The sequence below is a fragment of the Streptomyces sp. RPA4-2 genome (assembly GCF_012273515.2).
GTDB classification, from domain to species: Bacteria; Actinomycetota; Actinomycetes; order Streptomycetales; family Streptomycetaceae; genus Streptomyces; species Streptomyces kaempferi.
In genome coordinates this window covers 3,716,437-3,737,713 of the sequence record NZ_CP050975.2, presented here as the reverse complement: position 1 = coordinate 3,737,713, position 21,277 = coordinate 3,716,437, and the positions used below count along the sequence as shown (strand labels likewise).

Sequence of the window (21,277 nt, the reverse complement as noted above, 5' to 3'; positions counted from 1 at the left end):
GCCACCCTGTGACGCCGTGGCCCCGGGCGCTGCTCCATTGACGATCAGCTACTGGGGGTAGCAAGCAGATGACCAAGAAGACGCGGATTCGCGCGGCGCGGATAGCCGCCTGCGCGGTGATCGCCGCCGGTGCCTCGCTGACCGCCGCGGGTGCCGCCTCGGCTCTCGACATCAACGTCGGTGTCACGCTGGACGGCCCGACCCCGACGGCGAGCGACACGGGCATCCCGACCGACCCCGGCACGCCTTCCGACCCGGGCACGCCCTCGGACCCGGGCACGCCCTCGGACCCCGGTACGCCCTCGGACCCGGGCACGCCTTCGGACCCGGGCACGCCCTCCACCGAGCCGACCGACGGGCCCACGGACCCCACCGAGGAGCCGACCGAGCCCACCGACCCGACCGACGAGGCCGGTACGGGCGGCAACGACAGCAACCCCGACGGCGGCTCCAAGCCCGTCGAGCAGGGCAAGGGCTCCTCCGGTCTGACCGACACCGGCTCGGACACCTCCGCCCAGGGCAAGAGTGGCGAGCTGGCCGAGACGGGTGCCGCCGAGACCACGTTCCTGATGGTCGGCGCCGCCACGATGATCGCCGGCGGTATCGGCTTCCGACTGCTGCCGCGCCTCATGGGCAGCCGCGGCAGCGCTGCCTGACCCAGGCCGGTGTGATACGCGACACCATTCTCGCGTGAAGAGGCGAAAAGGGCCCGGAGCGAGCTGCTCCGGGCCCTTCCCGTACGCCCTGGGTAGCTGTCCGTACGCCCTGGGTGCCCTCTCGCGGGTCCTACACCGTCTGGTGGGCCAGCAGGGCCACCGCCGCGATGAGCACGGCCAGCAGCGCTATCAGCGCCATCGGGTTCAGCCCGGCGAAGGGGCTCTCCTGCTGCAGCCGCTCCCGGTTCGCGCGGCAGACCGGGCAGCGACCCTCACTGACGGGCGCCGCGCAGTTCGCGCACACCAATCGGTCGTACGTCATGCGCTTGCCCTCCTTGCGCCGTCCTCCGCGAACATAACGCCGCGGGGAACGCAACCGTTCCCCTTCCACTGTGCCAGGTTCCGCGGAATTCGGCGCGGCTCGCCTTATCCTGCCCCGCCCGGACGCTTTCCAGCCCGTCAGATCCGTGACAAAACGTGCAAGCGTCGCGCAACCCCGGACGCCGACTGCGGACCCACACCCGGTTCGCGTATGGTCACGCACACCTACCCCCGGCGACCCGTGGTGCATCCGTGATCCGATTCGACAATGTCTCCAAGGTCTACCCCAAGCAGACCCACCCCGCTCTCAGGGACGTCTCCCTGGAGGTCGAGCGTGGTGAGTTCGTGTTCCTCGTGGGGTCCTCCGGCTCCGGAAAGTCCACCTTCCTGCGGCTGATCCTCCGCGAGGAGCGGTGCAGCCACGGTCAGGTGCACGTCCTGGGCAAGGACCTCGCGCGCATCTCCAACTGGAAGGTGCCGCAGATGCGGCGCCAGCTGGGGACCGTCTTCCAGGACTTCCGGCTGCTGCCGAACAAGACGGTCGCCGAGAACGTGGCCTTCGCCCAGGAGGTCATCGGCAAGTCCCGCGGCGAGATCCGCAAGTCCGTGCCCCAGGTGCTCGACCTCGTCGGGCTCGGCGGCAAGGAGGACCGCAGGCCCGGTGAGCTGTCCGGTGGTGAGCAGCAGCGCGTGGCCATCGCGAGAGCCTTCGTGAACCGGCCCAAGCTCCTCATCGCGGACGAGCCGACCGGCAACCTCGACCCGCAGACCTCCGTCGGCATCATGAAGCTGCTCGACCGCATCAACCGGACGGGCACGACTGTGGTGATGGCGACGCACGACCAGAACATCGTGGACCAGATGCGCAAGCGCGTCATCGAGCTGGAGAAGGGTCGTCTCGTCCGCGACCAGGCGCGCGGCGTCTACGGCTACCAGCACTGACGACGGTCCACGGAAAGGCTTACCAGACGCCATGCGCGCCCAGTTCGTTCTGTCGGAGATCGGTGTCGGTCTCCGTCGCAATCTGACGATGACCTTCGCGGTCGTCGTCTCGGTCGCCCTCTCCCTCGCCCTGTTCGGCGGTTCGCTCCTGATGAGCGACCAGGTGAGCACCATGAAGGGCTACTGGTACGACAAGGTCAACGTCTCGGTCTTCCTCTGCAACAAGAGCGACGCGGAGTCCGACCCCCACTGCGCCAAGGGGGCGGTGACCGCCGAGCAGAAGAAGCAGATCGAGAGCGACCTCGGCAAGATGACCGTCGTCCAGAAGGTGACGTACGAGTCCGCGGACGACGCCTACAAGCACTACAAGGAGCAGTTCGGCGACTCCCCGCTGGCCAGTTCCCTGACGCCGGACCAGATGCAGGAGTCGTACCGCATCAAGCTGAAGGACCCGGAGAAGTACCAGGTCATCGCGACCGCCTTCGACGGGCGTGACGGCGTGCAGTCCGTGCAGGACCAGAAGGGCATCCTGGACAACCTCTTCGGGCTGCTCAACGGCATGAACTGGGCCGCGCGCGCGGTGATGGCGATGATGCTCGTCGTCGCCCTGATGCTGATCGTCAACACGGTGCGCGTCTCGGCGTTCAGCCGGCGCAGGGAGACCGGGATCATGCGCCTGGTCGGCGCCTCCGGGTTCTACATCCAGGCGCCGTTCATCATGGAGGCCGCGGTCGCCGGACTCATCGGCGGCGGTGTCGCCTGCGGATTCCTGGTGATCGCGCGGTACTTCATCATCGATCACGGTCTGGCCCTGTCCGAGAAGCTGAACCTGATCAACTTCATCGGCTGGGACGCGGTGCTCACCAAGCTGCCGCTCATCCTCGCGACGAGCCTGCTGATGCCCGCGCTTGCCGCGTTCTTCGCGTTGCGCAAGTACCTGAAGGTGTGACGCATGCCAAGGGGGCCGTACTGCCAACCGGCGGTACGGCCCTTCGCGTTGTCCTAGACTCACCGCCATGTCAGGTCGTGACCTGTTCTGCCAGCCCCGCCGCGTCGGCCGCGGGGCTGCCCTGACATTGGTTTTTGCGAGCGTTCTCGTCGCCGGTGCGGCGACCGGGTCGTTCGGCGACCCCGACCGGAAATCCCCGCTCCCGCCGACGCGTTCGACGCCGGCCGCCCACCACAAGGACGTCGCCGCGGCGGCGGCCGAGGCGATGGCCGACGGCAAGTCCCCCATGGAGGCGGCCGAGCGAGCCGTCAGCCGCAGCGGCGACCGCTGGGGCGCGGTCTACTCCCAGGGCGACTACGAGGAGTTCGAGGAGGCCCTCGACGGCCAGTACACCGGCGTCGGGCTGTGGGCCCGGCGCGAGCGTGACGGCCGGATCGAGGTGACCCGGGTGCAGGGCGCATCACCCGCGGCGGCCGCCGGGATCCGTGTGGGCGACCGGCTGCGCAGCGTCGACGGCGAGGACGTCGACGGCAGGCCCGTCACCGAGGTGGTCTCCTTACTGCGCGGGGACGCGGACGACGCGGCGGCCGGTACGAAAGTCCGCCTCGGTCTGGAGCGCGGCAGGCGCGCGTGGAGCGAGACCCTGCGCCGGGCCAGGCTGTCCACGGACTCCGTGACCGTGCGCAAGCTCCCCGGCGGTGCCACCGTGATCAAGGTCGCCGCCTTCACCAAGGGCGCGGGCGACGCCGTGCGCACCGCCGTCGAGCAGGCCCCCCGGCAAACCGGGATCGTCCTCGACCTGCGGGGCAACTCCGGCGGACTGGTCACCGAGGCCGTCACGACGGCCTCCGCCTTCCTCGACGGCGGCCTCGTCGCCACGTACGACGTCAACGGCGAACAGCGCGCCCTGCACGCCGCGCCCGGCGGCGACACCACCAGACCCCTGGTCGCGCTCGTCGACGGTGGCACGATGAGCGCCGCCGAGCTGCTCACCGGCGCCCTTCAGGACCGTGGCCGCGCGGTCGTGGTGGGCACCAGGACCTTCGGCAAGGGCTCGGTCCAGATGCCGAGCACCCTCCCCGGCGGCTCCGTCGCCGAGCTGACCGTCGGGCACTACCGCACGCCTTCCGGCCACGGCGTCGACGGACGGGGCATCACCCCCGACCTGGAGGCCGACGCGGGCGCCCTCGAGCGCGCCGAGACCGTGCTCAGCGGTCTCGGTGACCCTTCGTAGTCGTCACCGGCCGGCGCCCCTGTAATCGGCTTTCCCCCGGACCCCCCTGTAGTGCGAAAATGGTCAGCACTATGAGCAAGGGAATGTACGTACCGAAGGAGTCCCAGCCCAAGCAGGGCGGAGGGGCCGCGAAGGCCAAGGACGGCAAGCGCAAGATCGTCGCGCAGAACAAGAAGGCACGGCACGACTACGCGATCATCGACACCTACGAGGCCGGCCTCGTGCTCACCGGCACCGAGGTGAAGTCGCTGCGTCAGGGTCGCGCCTCGCTGACCGACGGCTTCGTCCAGATCGACGGGAACGAGGCGTGGCTGCACAACGCCCACATTCCCGAGTACAGCCAGGGCACGTGGACCAACCACACGGTGCGCCGCAAGCGAAAGCTGCTCCTGCACCGCGAGGAGATCGACAAGCTGGCGTCGAAGTCGGAGGAGACGGGTCACACGATCGTGCCCCTCGCCCTGTACTTCAAGGACGGCCGGGCCAAGGCCGAGATCGCGCTCGCCCGCGGTAAGAAGGAGTACGACAAGCGGCAGACCCTGCGCGAGAAGCAGGACCGCCGGGAGTCCGACCGCGCGATCGCGTCGGCGAAGCGGAAGCAGCGGGGCGAGTAGCCACGAGGCGCCGGCCGCGAGGCGGTGGCCACGGGGAATACGGTGGCACCGACGTGCGTCGGTCACGTAGGATGGGATCTGCATCCCACAGCGGGTGCGCGACCCTCTTCGGAGGGGCTTGAAAAAACAACATGGGGATGATCGGTTTCGACAGCGGCTGTCGAAGCAGGGGAAGCGTGTCGAGGAAGCGACAATGATCTCGTTAACCATATGTCGCAACCAATAATCGCCAATTCCAAGAGCGATTCCCAGTCCTTCGCCCTCGCTGCCTAATAAGCAGTGAGTGAAGGACCCTTAATGGGTGTCAGCCCGGGGGTGTTCCCGACCCGGACCCTGGCATAATCTAGGGAACTAAACCATCGAGCCCGGTCACGGGGTTCGATGGGAAATCAAACAGTGACTGGGCCCGTCGGCGACTTGTTCGCGTGATCACCGGGGCCGAGAAAATCGCAGCGAACTGCACACGGAGAAGCCCTGATTCTGCACCGGTGGACGCGGGTTCGATTCCCGCCATCTCCACGATCAGGAGGTCCCTCGGACCTCCACATCCCATGTGGGCAAAGGCCCCGTCGCTTTCGGGCGACGGGGCCTTCGTCATGACCGACGGTCGGTTCCCGGTGCTGGTCCGGTGACTTCGATTTCGGTGTCTCGTGGGTGATGGGTTTCTTCCACCCGGACTGGACGTGGAGGTCCCACGGCGGCCGACATGGCCGCGGATCGGCCCTCCACTGCGGCGAGTTCGGGCGCGGGCCCCGCAAAGCGCGTTCCGCGGGATGAAGGAATCAGGTGTCCGAACTCATGAGTCCGCCCGGTGGGAAACCGGCAGAGGAACTCAACTGGTCCGCGACAGGCGGCCTGTTCGACGATGTCGTCGCCCTCATCCTCCGGCATGTCCGGGACGAGTCGGGATGACCGCCCATACCGCGCCGGGTGCGCGGGGGAGTTCCTGGCCGTCGAGGTGCGCGAGGCGCTCGTCGACGGTGCTCGTTGCCGCACTCCGGACCTGGCTTTCCGGGTGCTGTTCGGCACGTGTCCGGCTGCCGGGTGGGAGTGGGTTCGAGGTCAGGGCAGGGTGAGGATTCGGGGGCCGTCCTCGGTAATGGCGATGGTGTGTTCGATGTGGGCGGCTTGGCTGCCGTCGATCGTGCGCAGGGTCCAGCCGTCGGGGTCGGTGTGGTACGCGTTGTGTCCTCCGGCCATGAACATGGGTTCGATGGCGAGGGTGAGGCCGTGGCGCAGGGGGAAGCCGCGGCCGGGTCGTCCGTGGTTGGGGACGTGGGGGTCCTCGTGCATCTGGCGGCCGATGCCGTGGCCGCCGAAGTCGGCCGGCATGCCGCAGGCGGCCTTGCGGGCGACCGTGCTGATGGCGTGGGAGATGTCCCCGATGCGATGGCCGACGGTGGCGGCGGCGATGCCGGCGTCCAGGGCCTGCTGGGTGGCGGCGATGAGTTCGAGGTCGGCGGGGCGAGGGGTGCCGACGGTGAAGCTGATCGCGGCGTCGCCGGTCCAGCCGTCGAGTTCGGCTCCGCAGTCGATGCTGACCAGATCGCCGTCGCGCAGGCGGTGGTCGCCGGGGATGCCGTGCGCGACGGCGTCGTTGACGGACGCGCAGATCACGGCGGGGAAGGGAAGGGGGGCGAAGGAGGGCTGATAGCCGAGGAACGGAGAGCGTGCCCCGGCCTCGGTGAGAACGGTGCGGGCGGCTTCGTCGAGCTCGCGCAGGCGGACTCCCACGGCTGCCGCCGCACGGGCGGCCGCGAGCGCGTGGGCCACGACGCGTCCGGCCTCGCGCATCATCTCCAGTGCCGTGTCGGTCTTGATCTCCACCATGTGTCCTGCTCCCTGCCCTGCGATGGTACCCAATACTTATACCGGTATTAGTATCACGGGCATGGTGAGAGTTCCCTTGAGCCCGCGAGAGCGGCAACGTGGAGAGCGGTTCGGGTCGCTGCTCCGCGAGGCCCGCGGTGACCGCAGCATGGTCGACGTGGCGGCGGCAGCCGGCGTGTCCGCCGAGACCCTCCGCAAGATCGAGACCGGCAGGGCCCCGACCCCAGCCTTCTTCACCGTGGCAGCCCTGGCCCACGCCCTGCACCTGTCACTCGACGACCTGGCCGTCGCCTGCGCGGAAGCCGCGGAAGTCGCGGAGGACGCGGAAGGCGGCGGGCAGGCCCTCTCGGCGTGACCGTCGGGCGCGCGCCGTCCGGCGGAGAATCGGCGTGCGCCTACTCCGTCCCGCCCGCCTCTCCTCGGGGGGCACGGTTCCTCAAGGGGTCAGCGTGCGCGGTGCGGTGCTCGCGCGTTCCGTCAGCCGGGGTGCGAGGAGCGTGGCCTCGGGGACGTCGGTGCCGCCCAGTTTCCTCATCAGCAGTTCCACCGCCCGAGTGCCCACCTCGGTGGACGGGAGGGCGACGGAGGTGACGGGGACACGGACGTTCCCGGCGAGCTCGTCCGGGCAGATCGCGGTGACGGAGAGGTCGACGGGGACGCGCAGACCGAGCTGCTCGAAGGCGTCGATCAGTGGTTCCAGGACCGGTTCGTTGTGGACGACGACGCCGGTGAGCGCCGGCTGTTCGCGCAGGAGCCGCTCGGCGACCCGGCGCGCGGCGGCGGGCGAGGCCTCGCAGGGGTGGACGGAGGACACGAGTCCGTCGCGGTCGGCGGCGGTGGTGAAGCCCTCCACCACGCGCTGGGCGAACGCCGTCCCCCGCACGTACACCTCGGGGGGCGACCCGACCAGCGCCACGACCCGGTGCCCGAGCCCCGCCAGACGTTCGACGCAGAGCTCACCCGCCGCCTTGAAGTCCAGGTCGATGCAGGTGAGCCCGGCGGGCTGGGAAGGGAACCCGATGAGGACGGAGGGCCGGTCCAGGGCGCGCAGCAGCGGCAGCCTGGGGTCGTGCAGCTGGACGTCCATCACGATCAGGGCGTCCACCAGCGCGGTGTCCGCGACCCGCCGCAGCCCCTCCTCGCCCTCCTCCTGCGTCAGCAGCAGGACGTCGTGATCGTGCCGGCGTGCCGCCGTCACCACCGACACCGCGAACTGCATCACCACCGGCACGTGGATGCCCGCCCTCAGCGGCACCACCAGCGCCAGGACGTTGGACCGGTTGCTCGCGAGGGCGCGCGCCCCGGCGTGCGGACGGTAGCCCAGCCGACGGATGCTGGCCTCGACACGCTGCCGGGTCTCCTCGGAGATGGGGCGTTTGCCGCTGAGGGCGTAGGAGACGGTGCTGGGGGAGACCCCGGCGTGCCGCGCCACATCGGTGATCTTCACCATCACTCCGACTCCGACTCCGGCTGCTGCTGCGGGTCGGGTTCCAGGTCCAGGGACAGGAAGCCCGTCCCCGCCTTCGCCCGCACCTCGCGGCCGCCCGCCGCCAGTCCCCACGGCGCCGCCGGATCACTGGACGAGGCCCGCAGGGTGTTCCCCTCACGGACGACGGTGAACGTCACGCCGCCCACCGGCACCGTCACCCGGGCGCCGCGCTCCAGGCCGTACGCGCGCAGGGTGACCCCGTCGGCGTGGACGTAGTCGGGCCGGTCGTCCACGGCGCCCACCGGGATCACCGCGCCCGGCCGCACCAGCAGCGGCACGCTCAGGAAGCCGTGGTGTTCGCGCACCCAGCGCGGACCGGTCACCGTCCGCCCCGTGAGGAGGTGGGTCCAGGTGCCGTCCGGAACGTAGTAGGAGACGTCTCCCTCGTCGTTGAAGACGGGCGCGACCAGCAGGTCGGGGCCGAGCATGTACTGCCGCTCCAGATGCGCACACGCCGGGTCGTCCGGGAACTCCAGCACCATCGCCCGCATCATCGGCACCCCCTCGGCGTGCGCGGCGCGGGCGGCCTCGTACAGATAGGGCATGAGGCGGAGCTTCAGCCGGGTGAACAGCCGCAGCACGTCCACGGCCTCCTCGTCGAACAGCCACGGCACCCGGTAGGAGGACGAGCCGTGCAGCCGGCTGTGGGAGGAGAGGAGACCGAAGGCGATCCACCGCTTGAAGAGGGCCGGTGGAGGCGTTCCCTCGAAGCCGCCGATGTCGTGGCTCCAGAAACCGAACCCCGACATGCCGAGGCTCAGCCCACCGCGCAGCGACTCGGCCATCGACGCGTACGTCGCCTCGCAGTCGCCGCCCCAGTGCACCGGGAACTGCTGGCTCCCGGCCGTCGCCGAGCGGGCGAAGACGACGGCCTCCGCCTCGCCCCGGTGCTTGCGCAGCACCTCGAAGACGGTGCGGTTGTAGAGGTAGGTGTAGTAGTTGTGCATGCGTTCCGGGTCGGCGCCGTCGGCGTACGCCACGTCGACCGGGACCCGCTCGCCGAAGTCGGTCTTGAAGCAGTCGACGCCCTGGTCGAGCAGCGCCTCCAGTTTGGCGGCGTACCAGTCACGGGCGGCGGGGCTGGTGAAGTCGACCAGCGCCATGCCCGGCTGCCACAGGTCCCACTGCCACACACTGCCGTCGGGCCTCTTGAGCAGATGCCCCAGGGCCTTGCCCTCCGCGAAGAGCGGGGAGCGCTGCGCGATGTACGGGTTGATCCATACGCAGATGTGCAGGCCCTTGTCCTTCAGCCGGGTCAGCATGGCCGCCGGGTCGGGGAACACGCGCGGGTCCCACTCGAAGTCGCACCAGTTGAACTCGCGCATCCAGAAGCAGTCGAAGTGGAAGACGGAGAGGGGGAGTTCACGTTCCCGCATGCCGTCGATGAAGGAGGTGACGGTGGCCTCGTCGTAGGAGGTGGTGAAGGACGTCGACAGCCACAGGCCGAAGGACCAGGCGGGCGGGAGGGCCGGACGGCCGGTGAGCCGCGTGTACTTGCGCAGGATGTCCTTCGGACTCGGCCCGTGGATCACGTAGTACGTCAACTGCTGTGTCTCGGCGCTGAACTGGACCCTCGACACCGCCTCCGAGCCGACCTCGAAGGAGACCCGGCCCGGGTGGTCGACGAAGACGCCGTAGCCCGCGTCCGTCAGATAGAACGGCACGTTCTTGTAGGCCTGTTCGGTGGCGGTGCCGCCGTCGGCGTTCCACATGTCCACCACCTGGCCGTTCTTGACGAGCGGGCCGAAGCGCTCGCCGAGGCCGTAGACCTGGGTGCCGACCCCGAGGTTCAGCTGCTCGCGCAGATAGTGGGCGCCGGCCGCGTCCCGCATGATGCCCATGCCCTTGGGGCCGCTGGTGGTGAGGACGCGGCCGTCGGCGAGGAAGTCGACGTGCCAGGGGGCGGTGCGGGCGACCCGGACGGACAGGGCGCCCGCGGTGAGCGTCGCGTGCTCGTCGTCCTGTTCCACGACGGGGGAGAAACCGCTCCGGTGGAGTTCGAAGCGGGGACCGCGCGGTTCCTCGCCCTGGAAGTGCGTGAACGTGACGCCGATGACGTCCGGCATCGGCGCGTGCGCGCTGATCGTCACGACCGGTCCCTTCAGCAGGTCGCCGCGGTGGCGGATGGGCTGGGTCGGCGCGTGGATCTCCAGGGTCTGGTCGGACACGCTCACGTCGAGGACCTCGACCGGGTGGGCCGCGGTGACGCCTTCGCGCAGCAGCCAGTAGCCGTCGGTGAACTTCACGCCCACACCCCTTACTTGACCGCGCCCACGGCGATGCCGCGGGTCAGCGTGCGCTGGAAGACGAGGAAGAAGACGATCGCGGGGAGCACGCCGAGGAGGGCCGCCGCGTTGGTCATGGTCGCGTCCATCAGGCGCTGGCCCTGGAGGACACCGAGCGCCACCGACACCGTCTGGTTGTCGTTGGAGATCAGCATGACCAGCGGCAGCAGGAACTCGTTCCAGGTCCAGATGAAGAAGAAGACCAGGAGGACGCCGATGGTGGGGCGGCTGACGGGGACCACGATCCGCCACAGCACCTGCCACCTGTTCGCCCCGTCGATCCGGGCGGCCTCGATGATCTCGCGCGGGAACTGCCCGAGGACGGAGGACAGGAGATACGTGCCGAAGGCCGCCTGGACGACGGTGAACACGATGATCACGCTGAGCCGGGTGTCGTAGAGGCCCGCCTGCTTGCTCAGGTAGTAGACCGGGTAGACCAGCGCCTCCTGCGGCAGCATGTTCGCCAGCACGAAGAAGGCGAGGACCCAGGTGCGGCCCCTGATGCGGCCGATGCCGATCGCGTACGCGTTCAGGACGGACAGCACGGCGGCGCCGATCGCCACCGAGCCCGAGATCAGGACCGAGTTGACCAGCTTCTGGCCGTAGTCGACGCGCTGCCAGAAGTCCTTGAGGCCGTCGAGGTAGAGGCCGTGGGGCAGGCTGAGGGGTCCGTTCGACGAGTACTCGGTGGGGGACTTGACCGCGTTGACCGCGACGATGCCGAACGGCAGCACCATGAAGAGGGCCGCGATGATCAGGGCCACGAGGACGGGATAGCGGCGTAGGGCGGTCATGCGCGAAGTCCTTCCTCGGCGTCCTCGGCGCGGGTCTGGAGCTTCAGACCGATCAGGGCGAGTACGAGGATGATCACGGTCAGCACGGTGGAGATCGCGGCGCCGTAACCGACCTGGGTCTTCTCGAAGAACGTGGTGAAGGAGAAGTAGGACGGCACGTCGGTCGCGCCGCCGGGGCCGCCCTTGGTGAGGACGTACACCGCGCCGAACACCTTCAGCGCGGCGATCGTGCACCAGAGGAGGACGACGTAGATCTCCGGGCGGATCTGCGGCAGCGTGATGTGCCCGAAACGGCGCCACCAGCCCGCGCCGTCGAGCTCCGCCGCCTCGTACAGCTGCGGGTCGACGCGTTGCAGTCCCGCCATGAAGACGACCAGCGGGAAGCCGATCTGGACCCACACCATCACGCCCATGACGCTGTAGAGCGCGAGGTCGGGGTCGCCGAGCCAGTCCCGCTGGAGCGAGCCGAGACCCACCGCCTTCAGCAGCGCGTTCAGGGAGCCGTTGTCGGGGGCGAGGATCCAGCTCCAGACGATGCCGGCGACGGCGATGGGCAGGACCTGGGGGAGGTAGAAGCAGGCGCGCAGGACGGCGGCGGTCTTCGTGCCGAAGTGCTTGCCGACGAAGTCGAAGAGGGCGGCGGCCAGCACGAGCCCGAGGACCGTCGGTACGGCGGCCATCGCGACGACCATGAAGAGGCTGTGCCGGAAGGACGCCCAGAACTCGGAGTCGTCCAACAGCTCACGGTAGTTGGCGAGCCCCGACCACTTCGGCGAGCCGACGCCCTGCCAGTCGGTGAAGCTCACACCGGTGTTCATCAGGAACGGGACGACGATCACCACGAGGAAGGCGAGGACGCCGGGGAGCAGGAAGAGGGCGTAGGAGGAGCGGGGGCGGCGCGGGCGGCCCGTACGGCCGCGGTGCCGCCGGACCACCTGGCCGCCCCGTTCGGCGGTGGCCGTCATGTCTTCGGCGCGCCCTTGTCGTACGCCGTCTGCAGCGCGCTCAGATAGGCGTCCGGTTTCTCGCTCCCCGTGATCAGCTTCTGGGTCTCGGAGACGAGGACGTCGTAGAAGCCGGCGACGGGCCAGTCCGGGTAGAAGGCCAGACCGTCCTTGCCGGAGAGGGTGTTGAAGTCGGCGATCAGGGTCTTCGCCTTCGGGTCGGTGATGGCGGCGGTGTCGGCGCCCACCGGGACCCCGCCCTTGTTGCCGAGCAGGTTCTGGATCTTCTTCGACATGGTGATGTCGATGAAGTCGTAGGCGAGGTCCTTGTTCCTGGCGCCCTTGGGGACGACCCAGAGGTTGCCGCCGGAGCCGAGGGTGAGGCCGCTGCCCGGCCAGAGGAAGGTGCCCCAGTCGAACTTGCTCTCCGCCTGGAAGCGCCCGTACCACCAGCTGCCGCTGAACAGGATCGGGCTCTTGCCCTGGATGAAGGAGACGCCCGCGTCCTCGGCCTTGAGCGAGGTGGACTTCTTGCCGATGTAACCCTTCTTCACCCAGTCGGCGAAGGTGGTGGCGGCGTACGTCCAGGCGGTGTCGTGGAAGTCCGTCTTCCCCTTGTAGAGCTCGTACTTGTCGACCCACGAGCGGTCGGCCTTGGAGAGGGCGAGCTGGTACAGGTACTGCTGGGCCACGTACTCGGCGCCCGCGTTGGCCAGCGGGGTGATGCCCTTCGACACGAACGTGTCCATGGCGGCGGTGAGCTGGTCGAGGCTGGTGGGCTCCGCGATGCCGTACTTCTTGAAGAGGTCCTTGTTGTAGAACACCATCGTGTACTCGGCGTAGTTGGGCACCCCGTACCACTTGCCGGAGCCCATGACCCCGTTGGCGTCGTACTGGCTGGTGGTGCGCACCCCCGCGCTGAGCTTCTTGTCCCAGCCGCGCTTGGCCGCCTCGGCGGTCAGGTCGGTGAGGAGCCCCTGCTTGGAGAGCAGTCCGGCTGTCGCGTTGCCCTTGTTGTACTCCATGAGGTCGGGCGCGTCGTTCGAGTTCAGGACCATCGGCGCGGTCTTCTGGATCTGTTCGAAGCCCTTCTCCTCGAACTTCACCTTGACGCCCGGGTGGGTCCTCTCGAACTCCTTGATGGCCTCGTTCCAGGCCACGCCCATCGCGCTGTCCGGCCCTTCGTAGTGCCACAGTTTCAGCGTCTTGCCGTCCGGCGAACCGCTGTCCGAGCTGCCGCAGGAGGCCAGCAGCAGGGCGCCCGTCAGGGTCACCGCCGCCGTCGCCACCACACGCCTTCGTGTCGTCGACATCCATTGCCTCCAGGGGTCGGATGGGGATCGGAGCCGTCACGCAACGGACGTCGAATCGTTTCGATGCGCGACGTCGAAGCGCTTCGACGGGGGAAGGTATGTGGGGGCTCTGGGCGCGTCAATGGGGTGCGTCGGAATTGGCGCACGGGTTCGACCCACCGGACGGCGCACTCCCTCGAAAAGACGGTGAACTCCCTCGAAAACGCCCTGATATCAGGACCGAGAGCGTGAACGCGGTCGCCGCAGCCGCGACGGGCACGACATACCCGGCCGTCGAGGAGAAGCGCTCCACCACCCACCCCCCGGCCGCCGAGCCGCAGGCGATCCCGCCGAGCAGACCGGTCACCGCGAGCGTCATGCCCTCGTTCAGGCGGCCCTCGGGCGTGCGCCGCTGGACGAGCGCCATACCGGTGACCATGGTCGGCGCGGTGGCGGTCCCGGCGAGGAGCAGCGCGCCCGCCAGCACCGGGAGTGAACCGGTGAGCGAGGCCGCGAGCAGCGGCAGGGACATCGTGACCGTCATGGCGGCGAGGCCGAGCCGGTGGCGCCGTTCGGCGGGGCCGGCCGGCTTCAGGGCTCCGTACAGCAGCCCTGCCGCGCACGAGCCGGCCGCTTGCAGGGCGAGCACCGCGCCCGCGGCCGACCGGTGTCCCTGCGCGTCCGCGAACGCGATCGTGACGACCTCCATCGAACCGAACACCGCGCCGGTGGCGAGGAAGCCGAGCAGGAGCGGAGGCATTCCGGGGGCCAGGACGGGGGACTTGGACCGCGGGTGCCGCTGGGGCGGCGGTTCCGTGGAGCGCTGGGCCGCGAAGACCAGGACGCCGGTCATCAGCAGGACCCCGGCCACCAGCGTCCCCGCTTCCGGGAAGAGCGTGGTGCACAGGAACGCCGCGCACACCGGGCCCAGCATGAAACACAGCTCGTCCGCGGCCTGTTCGAAGGAGTTCGCGGTGTGCGCGGCGTCGGGGTCGGCCCGGAAGAGGTGGGCCCAGCGGGCGCGTGACATGCCGCCCGTGTTGGGTGTGGTGGCGGTGGCGGCGTACGCCGCGAACAGGGTCCAGTCGGGCGCCCCGAAGCGCACGCACAGCAGCAGCGCCAGACTTCCCAGCACGGCGAAGGCCGTGGCGGGCACGGCGATCCGGGCCTGGCCGTGGCGGTCGACGAGCCGCGCGGTCCAGGGGGCGACCAGCGCGGTCGCCGCGAGGCCCGTCGCCGTCACGGCACCGGCGAGGGCGTAGGAGCCGCGCGATCCGGCGATCATGATGACCGCGCTGACACTGAACATGCCCATGGGCAGCCGCGCGAGCAGGTTCCCGAGGGTGAAGGCACGGGCGCCGGGGACGGCGAAGAGGCGGTGGTACGGGGTGCGGGGAGGGCGAGGGACGCGGGGGGTGTGGTTGGTTCGGGTTGCTTGAGTTGCTGGAGTTGCTTGAGTTGCTTGAGTTGCTCTGGTGGTTCGGGTTGGCTTCGAGAGGCGTGGGCGGAGGTCCGGGTAGAGCGGGCGCCGGGCTGTCGCCCGTGACGGTGAGCGGTGGCGTGCGTGTCTGCTCGGAGGGCTGTTGCGGCATGGGCCCACCGTCGCCGGGGGGCGGGACGAACGGTCCAACACCTGTTCGGCGGCGATTGACGCATCCGCATTGTAAATTCGCTCGATGCCTGGTCAACGGCCCCTGCCGCATCCCGCACCGTGCCTCCCGCCCGCCGTCGCCACCCTCGTCCCACCGCCCGGCTCGACCCCCGTCTCCTGCGCGCCTTTCTCGCCGTCGCCGAGGAGTTGCACTTCACCCGGGCCGCCGCCCGGCTGTACGTCGCCCAGCAGGCCCTGAGCCGCGACGTCCGACGGCTGGAGCGGGAGCTCGGGGCGGAGCTGTTCGTGCGGACGACCCGGCAGGTGACGCTGACGGCGGACGGTGAGCGCCTGCTGCCGCACGCCCGGCGGGTGCTGGAGGCGAACGAGGCCCTGCTGTCCGCGTTCGCGGGGAACGGGCCGGACCGGCCGCTGCTGGTCGACGTCAACTCGCCGGGGCTCGCCTGCGGGCGCGTCCTCGACCGGGCCCGCGCGCTCGCCCCGGACTGCGAGTTGCTCGCCCGCTTCGAGAGCGGGCTCACCGGCGCGGCCGAGGAGATCCTCGCCGGGCGCCTGGACGCCTCGTTCGGACGGTTCGCGGGCCTCGCTCCGGCGGTCCGGGCCGGGCTCGCGCAGCAGCCCGTGCGGTACGAGCCGATGGCCGTCGTCCTGCCCGAGGACCATCCCCTGGCCGCCCTGGACGCGGTGCCGCTGGACGCGCTGGCGGGCGAGACCGTGTACGCCGGCGCGGGGAATCCCCGGACGCTGGAGTGGACCGACTTGGCGCGTCACCTCTTCGAGGGACGTGGGATCGTGCTGGCGCCCCCCGCGCCGGTGGCCCTCGGAGTCGAGGAGTTCCAGCGGATCATGGCGAAGAAGCGGAACCCGGTGCTGGCCGTCGTGGACTTTCCGACGATGTCCGAAACTGTACGCAGACCTCTGATCGACCCCGTTCCTCTGTCGCCGGTGTCCTTGGTGTGGCGGAAGGGGCTGGAGCATCCAGGCATCGATGCCCTGCGGCGGGCGGCGGTCGAATTCGCGGCCGCGGAAGGCTGGCTGCGACGCCCGGTCGACGGTTGGATTCCGGCCAGCGATGCGGGCATCATGACGGGGCAGGATTGACACATAAGCACACGGGTCCTCCACGTGCGCTACATTCATCTTCCGGGTTCAGTGTGGTAAAGGGGGCGCTCGGAACGGGTGGGGGCCCGTTCCGGACGGCGAGTCAGTAGCGCCCGGAGTCGTGCGCGCACCCGAAATCCGTCCCTGGGGGGATGTACGTGCACGTGGAGAAGTGGCGAGAAGAAGCCCAACCTGATCACCGGACCGGTGATCAGGTGGAGGGGACCGGTCCTGATCCGTCGGAACGGCGACAAGCCGGAGACGTGACGCCGGACGGCCCCGAAGAGCCCTTTGTCTGGCCCGACGCGGCCCAGGCGACATCGACCTGGCCGCAGGCCGGAATCGACTCCGAGACCTCGCGCGCCGCAGAAGCGGAATGTGAGACAGGGGTCGAACACGATGCCGAAACAGCTCGTGGAGCTGCGGCGGAGCGGGGTGTGCCGATGCCGCCCCGAACCGGGACGGAACCCCGAATCGGGGTAGAACGCCGAATAGGTACGGACCGCGGATTCGGTGCGGACCGCCGATTCGGCGTAGACCGGCCGAGTTGGGCGGACCGTGCGATGCCGGCCGACGGCTCGACGTCGGCGGACCTTGCGATGCCGGCGGGCAGCGCAACGCCGACGGACCGCCTGACGACGGCGGGCAGCGCAACGCCGACGGACCGCCTGACGACGGCGGGCAGCCCAACGCCGACGGACCGTTCGACGTCGGCCGACCATTCCGTGTCGGCCGACCATTCGGCGTCGGCGGATCGGTCGGCGCCGGTGGACCGGCCGGGGTCGGCGGTGAGCCCGGTTGACGCGGACCGTCCGGCCGGCGCGGGGCACCGGAGCGTGGCCGGCGGCCCGCCGCGGAGCCCCCGTGCCGCCTTCGCCACCGTCCCCTGGGAGCGGCCCGAGGAGCCGGACCACACCCACGATCCCCATGAGGTGACCGTCCAACTCGACGGAGCCGGACGCCGGCTGGAGGACCGGCTCGTCGCGCAGACCAAGGACACCCCCGGTGTTCCGGACAGTTCGGACGGTCCGGTCTTCGTCGACGAGTCGGGGCGCCGCAGCCGCAGATTCCGCCGCCTCGGCGTCCTGATCGGCATCGCCTGCGCCGCGTACGCCGTGGTCATCGTCGCCACGCTGCTGTCCGGCAGCTCCGACGCGCCCTGGCTGCCGGTGCCGGGCCAGGAGGACGACACACCGGCCGGCCAGGTCCACACCTCACCTCTGCCCACCGATTCGGTGAAGCCCTCCGACGCGAGCGGCGGCGCCCCACCCGGCGCGGGTGCGGCGGTCGGCGACACCACCACGCCGGCCGCGGGCGTCGCCCCGACGCCCGACGCCTCGGGCAGCACCCCGCCGCCGGGCACCTCCGCTGACCCCAAGCCCTCGGCGTCCACGACCACCAAGCCGAAGCCGAGCGCCAGCACCACCAAGTCACCGGTCGTCGAACCGTCCCTGCCGGTGTCCAGCTCTCCCGACCCCACCCCCTCGGTGGACCCCTCCGCGGGCACCTCGCAGAGCCCGCTCGGCGGCGACAGCGGGACCGTCGCCGACGGTCCCGTCGAGCCGCGGCCCCTCGACCCCGTACCCGGCGCCACCGGCACCCCGTTCTCGGAGAACCTCGTCTGATGGCTTCCCGTACCAGCGCGCACGGGCCCGCTCCCCGTGCGCGGCGCCCGGTTCCCAACGCCCGGCGCCGACGGCTGCCGATGCGTTTCCTGCTTCCTTCGCTGCTCCTCGTCGCCCTGCTCGCGATGCTGATGCTGCGCGGCTACGTCCACAGCGAGATCCTCGCCGACCACCGGATCCAGCCCGAGGCGGCCACCGACAAGGTGCCCGAGAAGATCCTCGACGGCGGCCCGGTCATCGACACCCGCGGTGGCCGCACGAGCAGCCTGAGCGTCCCCGACCACCGGCTCGTCCTCACCTTCGACGACGGCCCGGACCCTAAGTGGACGCCCCAGGTCCTCGACGTCCTCAAGAAGCACCACGCGCACGCCGTCTTCTTCGTCACCGGCACCATGGCCTCGCGCTATCCGGAGCTGGTGCGGCGCATGGTCGACGAGGGGAACGAGGTCGGACTGCACACCTTCAACCACCCCGACCTCTCGTACCAGTCGAAGGGGCGCATCGACTGGGAGCTGTCCCAGAGCCAGTTGGCCCTTGAGGGCGCGGCGGGCATCCGGACCTCGCTCTTCCGCCCCCCGTACTCCTCCTTCGCCGACGCCATGGACAACAAGTCCTGGCCGGTGACGAAGTACATCGGCAGCCGCGGCTACATCACCGTCGTCAACAACACCGACAGTGAGGACTGGCAGAAGCCCGGCGTCGACGAGATCATCCGCCGCGCCACGCCCGAGGGCGGCAAGGGCGCGATCGTCCTCATGCACGACTCCGGCGGTGACCGGCACCAGACCGTGGAGGCGCTCGACAGGTTTCTGCCCGGACTCCAGCGGCAGGGCTACGAGTTCCAGAACCTCACCGAGGCGCTGGACGCCCCCAGCGCGCACACCCCGGTCACCGGCCTCGACCTGTGGAAGGGCAAGGTCTGGATCTACCTGGTCGGGGCCTCCGACGGCGTCACCGACGTCCTGGTCGCCGGTATCGCCGTCATCGGCGTGCTGGTCTTCACCCGCTTCGGCATGATGCTCGTGCTCTCCGCCGCGCACGCCCGCCGGGTGCGCCGCGACGGCTTCCGCTGGGGCCCGGTCCCGGTCACCGAACCGGTGTCGGTGCTCGTGCCGGCGTACAACGAGGCCAAGTGCATCGAGAACACGGTCCGTTCCCTCATGGCGAGCGAACACCCCGTCGAGGTCGTGGTCGTCGACGACGGTTCGAGCGACGGCACGGCCCGGATCGTCGAGGAGCTGCGGCTGCCGAACGTCCGTGTCGTGCGCCAGCTCAACGCGGGCAAGCCCGCGGCCCTCAACCGGGGTGTGGCCAACGCCCGGCACGACATCGTCGTGATGATGGACGGTGACACCGTCTTCGAACCGGCCACCGTCGGTGAACTGGTGCAGCCCTTCGCCGACCCGAGCGTCGGCGCGGTCGCCGGCAACGCGAAGGTCGGCAACCGCGACTCCCTCATCGGGGCCTGGCAGCACATCGAGTACGTGATGGGCTTCAACCTCGACCGGCGGATGTACGACATCCTGCGCTGCATGCCGACCATCCCCGGCGCGGTCGGTGCCTTCCGCCGTTCCGCCCTGGACCGGGTCGGCGGCATGAGCGACGACACGCTCGCCGAGGACACCGACATCACGATGGCCCTGCACCGCGACGGCTGGCGGGTGGTGTACGCGGAGAAGGCGCGCGCGTGGACCGAGGCACCGGAGTCCGTGCAGCAGCTCTGGTCCCAGCGCTACCGCTGGTCGTACGGCACGATGCAGGCGATCTGGAAACACCGCAGGGCCGTCGTGGAGAAGGGCCCCTCGGGCCGCTTCGGGCGGGTCGGCCTGCCGCTGGTGGCACTGTTCATGGTGCTGGCCCCGCTGCTGGCCCCGCTGATCGACGTCTTCCTGCTCTACGGAGTGGTGTTCGGACCCACCCAGAAGACGATCATCGCCTGGCTCGGTGTCCTCGCCGTCCAGGCGGTCTGCGCGGCGTACGCCTTCCGTCTGGACCGCGAGCGCATGACCCACCTCATATCGCTCCCGCTCCAGCAGATCCTCTACCGGCAGTTGATGTACATGGTCCTGATCCAGTCCTGGATCACCGCTCTCACCGGAGGCCGGCTGCGCTGGCAGAAGCTCCGGCGCACGGGTGTGGTGGAGGCGCCGGGGGGGATCCCGCGGCAGCGGACGGCACAGAGCGAGAGCGGGAAGGACCGGAGGCCGGTCGCATGACGACGCACGAGTACACGGCCGGTGCGACCCCGCCCCTGGGTGCCCCCCGCGTCCGCACCGAACCGGCGGCGGTGCCCGCGCAGGCGCCCGCGGCGGCGGCCACGAAGCCGGGCCGTGACCGCTACCTCGACCTGCTGCGCTCGATCGCCCTGGTCCGGGTGGTCGTCTATCACCTCTTCGGCTGGGCGTGGCTGTCCATCCTGTTCCCCTCCATGGGCGTGATGTTCGCGCTGGCGGGCTCGCTGATGGCACGCTCCCTGAGCCGTCCCGCGTGGAGTGTGATCCGAGGGCGCGTGCGGCGTCTGCTGCCCCCGCTCTGGGCCTTCAGCGCGGTCGTGCTCGCCCTGATGTTCGCGGGCGGCTGGAACCCCGCGCACGACCCGGACACCGGCGGCGGTGTCTGGGGCGTCGCCGACGTCCTCAACTACATCGTCCCGGTCGGCGCCCCGCCGTACCCCGCGCACGCCGGCTCCGAGTCGGGCCTGCTGGAATCCAGTTGGGCGGAACAGGGCGCGGGTCCGCTCTGGTACCTGCGCGCCTACCTGTGGTTCGTGGTCGCGTCCCCGCTCCTGCTGTGGGCGTTCCGCCGAGTTCCCTGGGCGACCCTGCTGGCTCCGCTCGCGCTGACGGCGGTGATCGGCACCGGGCTCGTCACCATCCCCGGCGAGACGGGCAACGCCGTCACCGACTTCGCGGTCTACGGCGGCTGCTGGGTCCTGGGCTTCGCCCACCACGAGGGGATGCTGGTGAAGGTCCCCCGCTACCTCGCGATCTCGGGCTCGGCGCTGGTGATGGCCTTCGCCCTGTGGTGGGCCTCGGGTCATCTCGGCTCCGAGGGCTGGGACCTGAACGACATCCCGCTGGCCGACGCGCTGTGGTCCTTCGGCTTCGTGGTGATCCTGCTCCAGTACAGCCCGTCCTGGAAGGAACTGCCGGGCCGCCTGGCCAGGTGGGACAAGCTCGTGACGCTGTCCAACAACCGCGCGGTCACGATCTACCTGTGGCACAACATGGTGATCATGGCCACGGTCCCGATCCTGGACCGGATGTACGGCCTTCCGTTCATGGACAGCGACCGCGCGGCGGCGGCGCTGGACGCGACGTACACGCTGTGGACGTTCGTCCTGGTGTGGCCCCTCATCGGCCTGGCCATCCTGGCCTTCGGCTGGATCGAGGACATCGCGGCGAAGCGCGGCCCGCGGCTGTGGCCGAACGGAGCGAAGCCGAAGGGCGGCGCCCCACGGGGCAGCCACCGGGCCGGGACCGAGGCACCCTCAGGAGACGGCCACCGGGTCTGAACCCGGGCGGGAGGCGACGGCACGCCGCGCGTTCCTCACCGTCGCCCCCGCTCTCCGGTGAGAGCAACGTTCCGC

General features: G+C 70.1%; 18 protein-coding genes, 1 other RNA gene and 1 pseudogene. 12 read left to right on the top strand and 8 right to left on the bottom strand.

Going from position 1 to position 21,277, the window contains the following annotated elements; all coding sequences use genetic code 11:
• Positions 1-68 precede the first annotated feature (68 nt).
• Complete coding sequence (locus tag HEP85_RS16265) at positions 69-656, top strand: hypothetical protein (RefSeq protein WP_168528392.1); 588 nt, start codon at positions 69-71, stop codon at positions 654-656.
• A 130-nt stretch (positions 657-786) separates the two neighbouring features.
• On the opposite strand, the gene HEP85_RS16260 is transcribed toward HEP85_RS16265, so the two are convergent.
• On the bottom strand, positions 787-978 hold the full coding sequence (locus tag HEP85_RS16260) for a hypothetical protein (RefSeq protein ID WP_095854342.1): 192 nt from the start codon (positions 976-978) through the stop codon (positions 787-789).
• Positions 979-1,229: 251 nt separating this feature from the next.
• Here HEP85_RS16260 and ftsE point away from each other — a divergent pair, with 251 nt between their 5' ends.
• The 6 genes from ftsE (at position 1,230) to HEP85_RS16230 (ending at position 5,628) form a co-directional block, all read left to right on the top strand.
• The gene (gene ftsE, locus HEP85_RS16255; RefSeq protein ID WP_148008662.1) at positions 1,230-1,919 is read left to right on the top strand and encodes a cell division ATP-binding protein FtsE; all 690 of its coding nucleotides are present in this window, start codon (positions 1,230-1,232) and stop codon (positions 1,917-1,919) included.
• A 31-nt stretch (positions 1,920-1,950) separates the two neighbouring features.
• Positions 1,951-2,868 (top strand): permease-like cell division protein FtsX, encoded by a 918-nt coding sequence (ftsX, locus tag HEP85_RS16250; RefSeq protein WP_168528391.1) that lies wholly within the window; start codon positions 1,951-1,953, stop codon positions 2,866-2,868.
• A gap of 67 nt (positions 2,869-2,935) precedes the next feature.
• Complete coding sequence (locus HEP85_RS16245; RefSeq protein ID WP_329288120.1) at positions 2,936-4,102, top strand: S41 family peptidase; 1,167 nt, start codon at positions 2,936-2,938, stop codon at positions 4,100-4,102.
• A 71-nt stretch (positions 4,103-4,173) separates the two neighbouring features.
• Positions 4,174-4,716, top strand: a complete 543-nt coding sequence (gene smpB / locus HEP85_RS16240) for an SsrA-binding protein SmpB (protein WP_168528389.1) — start codon at positions 4,174-4,176, stop codon at positions 4,714-4,716.
• Positions 4,717-4,849: 133 nt separating this feature from the next.
• Positions 4,850-5,238: a transfer-messenger RNA gene (gene ssrA, locus HEP85_RS16235) on the top strand.
• Positions 5,239-5,502: 264 nt separating this feature from the next.
• The gene (locus HEP85_RS16230; protein ID WP_282189846.1) at positions 5,503-5,628 is read left to right on the top strand and encodes a hypothetical protein; all 126 of its coding nucleotides are present in this window, start codon (positions 5,503-5,505) and stop codon (positions 5,626-5,628) included.
• 150 nt (positions 5,629-5,778) lie between these two features.
• Here HEP85_RS16230 and map read toward each other — a convergent pair whose 3' ends face one another.
• Complete coding sequence (map, locus tag HEP85_RS16225) at positions 5,779-6,546, bottom strand: type I methionyl aminopeptidase (protein ID WP_168528388.1); 768 nt, start codon at positions 6,544-6,546, stop codon at positions 5,779-5,781.
• A gap of 61 nt (positions 6,547-6,607) precedes the next feature.
• On the opposite strand from map, the gene HEP85_RS16220 reads away from it, so the two are divergent.
• The gene (locus HEP85_RS16220) at positions 6,608-6,901 is read left to right on the top strand and encodes a helix-turn-helix domain-containing protein (protein ID WP_168528387.1); all 294 of its coding nucleotides are present in this window, start codon (positions 6,608-6,610) and stop codon (positions 6,899-6,901) included.
• An 81-nt stretch (positions 6,902-6,982) separates the two neighbouring features.
• Here the strand turns inward: HEP85_RS16220 and HEP85_RS16215 are convergent, their stop codons facing one another.
• The 6 genes and pseudogenes from HEP85_RS16215 to HEP85_RS16190 all read right to left on the bottom strand — a co-directional run.
• Positions 6,983-7,996, bottom strand: coding sequence for a LacI family DNA-binding transcriptional regulator (locus HEP85_RS16215; protein ID WP_168528386.1), 1,014 nt, complete (start codon positions 7,994-7,996; stop codon positions 6,983-6,985).
• The gene (gene yicI, locus HEP85_RS16210; protein WP_168528385.1) at positions 7,996-10,281 is read right to left on the bottom strand and encodes an alpha-xylosidase; all 2,286 of its coding nucleotides are present in this window, start codon (positions 10,279-10,281) and stop codon (positions 7,996-7,998) included. The genes HEP85_RS16215 and yicI overlap by 1 nt, the downstream gene beginning before the upstream one ends.
• A gap of 11 nt (positions 10,282-10,292) precedes the next feature.
• Positions 10,293-11,114, bottom strand: coding sequence for a carbohydrate ABC transporter permease (locus tag HEP85_RS16205; RefSeq protein ID WP_168528384.1), 822 nt, complete (start codon positions 11,112-11,114; stop codon positions 10,293-10,295).
• On the bottom strand, positions 11,111-12,079 hold the full coding sequence (locus HEP85_RS16200) for a carbohydrate ABC transporter permease (RefSeq protein WP_168528383.1): 969 nt from the start codon (positions 12,077-12,079) through the stop codon (positions 11,111-11,113). Before HEP85_RS16200 ends, HEP85_RS16205 begins: the two co-directional genes overlap by 4 nt.
• On the bottom strand, positions 12,076-13,371 hold the full coding sequence (locus HEP85_RS16195) for an ABC transporter substrate-binding protein (RefSeq protein ID WP_168528382.1): 1,296 nt from the start codon (positions 13,369-13,371) through the stop codon (positions 12,076-12,078). Before HEP85_RS16195 ends, HEP85_RS16200 begins: the two co-directional genes overlap by 4 nt.
• A 118-nt stretch (positions 13,372-13,489) precedes the next feature.
• Positions 13,490-14,740: pseudogene (locus HEP85_RS16190) on the bottom strand (MFS transporter); the annotation flags it as partial.
• A gap of 321 nt (positions 14,741-15,061) precedes the next feature.
• Between HEP85_RS16190 and HEP85_RS16185 the strand changes: the two are divergent.
• The 4 genes from HEP85_RS16185 (at position 15,062) to HEP85_RS16170 (ending at position 21,202) form a co-directional block, all read left to right on the top strand.
• Positions 15,062-16,063 (top strand): LysR family transcriptional regulator, encoded by a 1,002-nt coding sequence (locus tag HEP85_RS16185; RefSeq protein WP_369657736.1) that lies wholly within the window; start codon positions 15,062-15,064, stop codon positions 16,061-16,063.
• A 788-nt stretch (positions 16,064-16,851) separates the two neighbouring features.
• Entirely contained in the window at positions 16,852-17,688 is an 837-nt protein-coding gene (locus HEP85_RS16180) for a hypothetical protein (RefSeq protein ID WP_369657735.1), read from the top strand.
• Complete coding sequence (locus tag HEP85_RS16175) at positions 17,688-19,904, top strand: glycosyltransferase (RefSeq protein ID WP_168528377.1); 2,217 nt, start codon at positions 17,688-17,690, stop codon at positions 19,902-19,904. Before HEP85_RS16180 ends, HEP85_RS16175 begins: the two co-directional genes overlap by 1 nt.
• The gene (locus HEP85_RS16170; protein ID WP_168528376.1) at positions 19,901-21,202 is read left to right on the top strand and encodes an acyltransferase; all 1,302 of its coding nucleotides are present in this window, start codon (positions 19,901-19,903) and stop codon (positions 21,200-21,202) included. Before HEP85_RS16175 ends, HEP85_RS16170 begins: the two co-directional genes overlap by 4 nt.
• Positions 21,203-21,277: the final 75 nt, after the last annotated feature.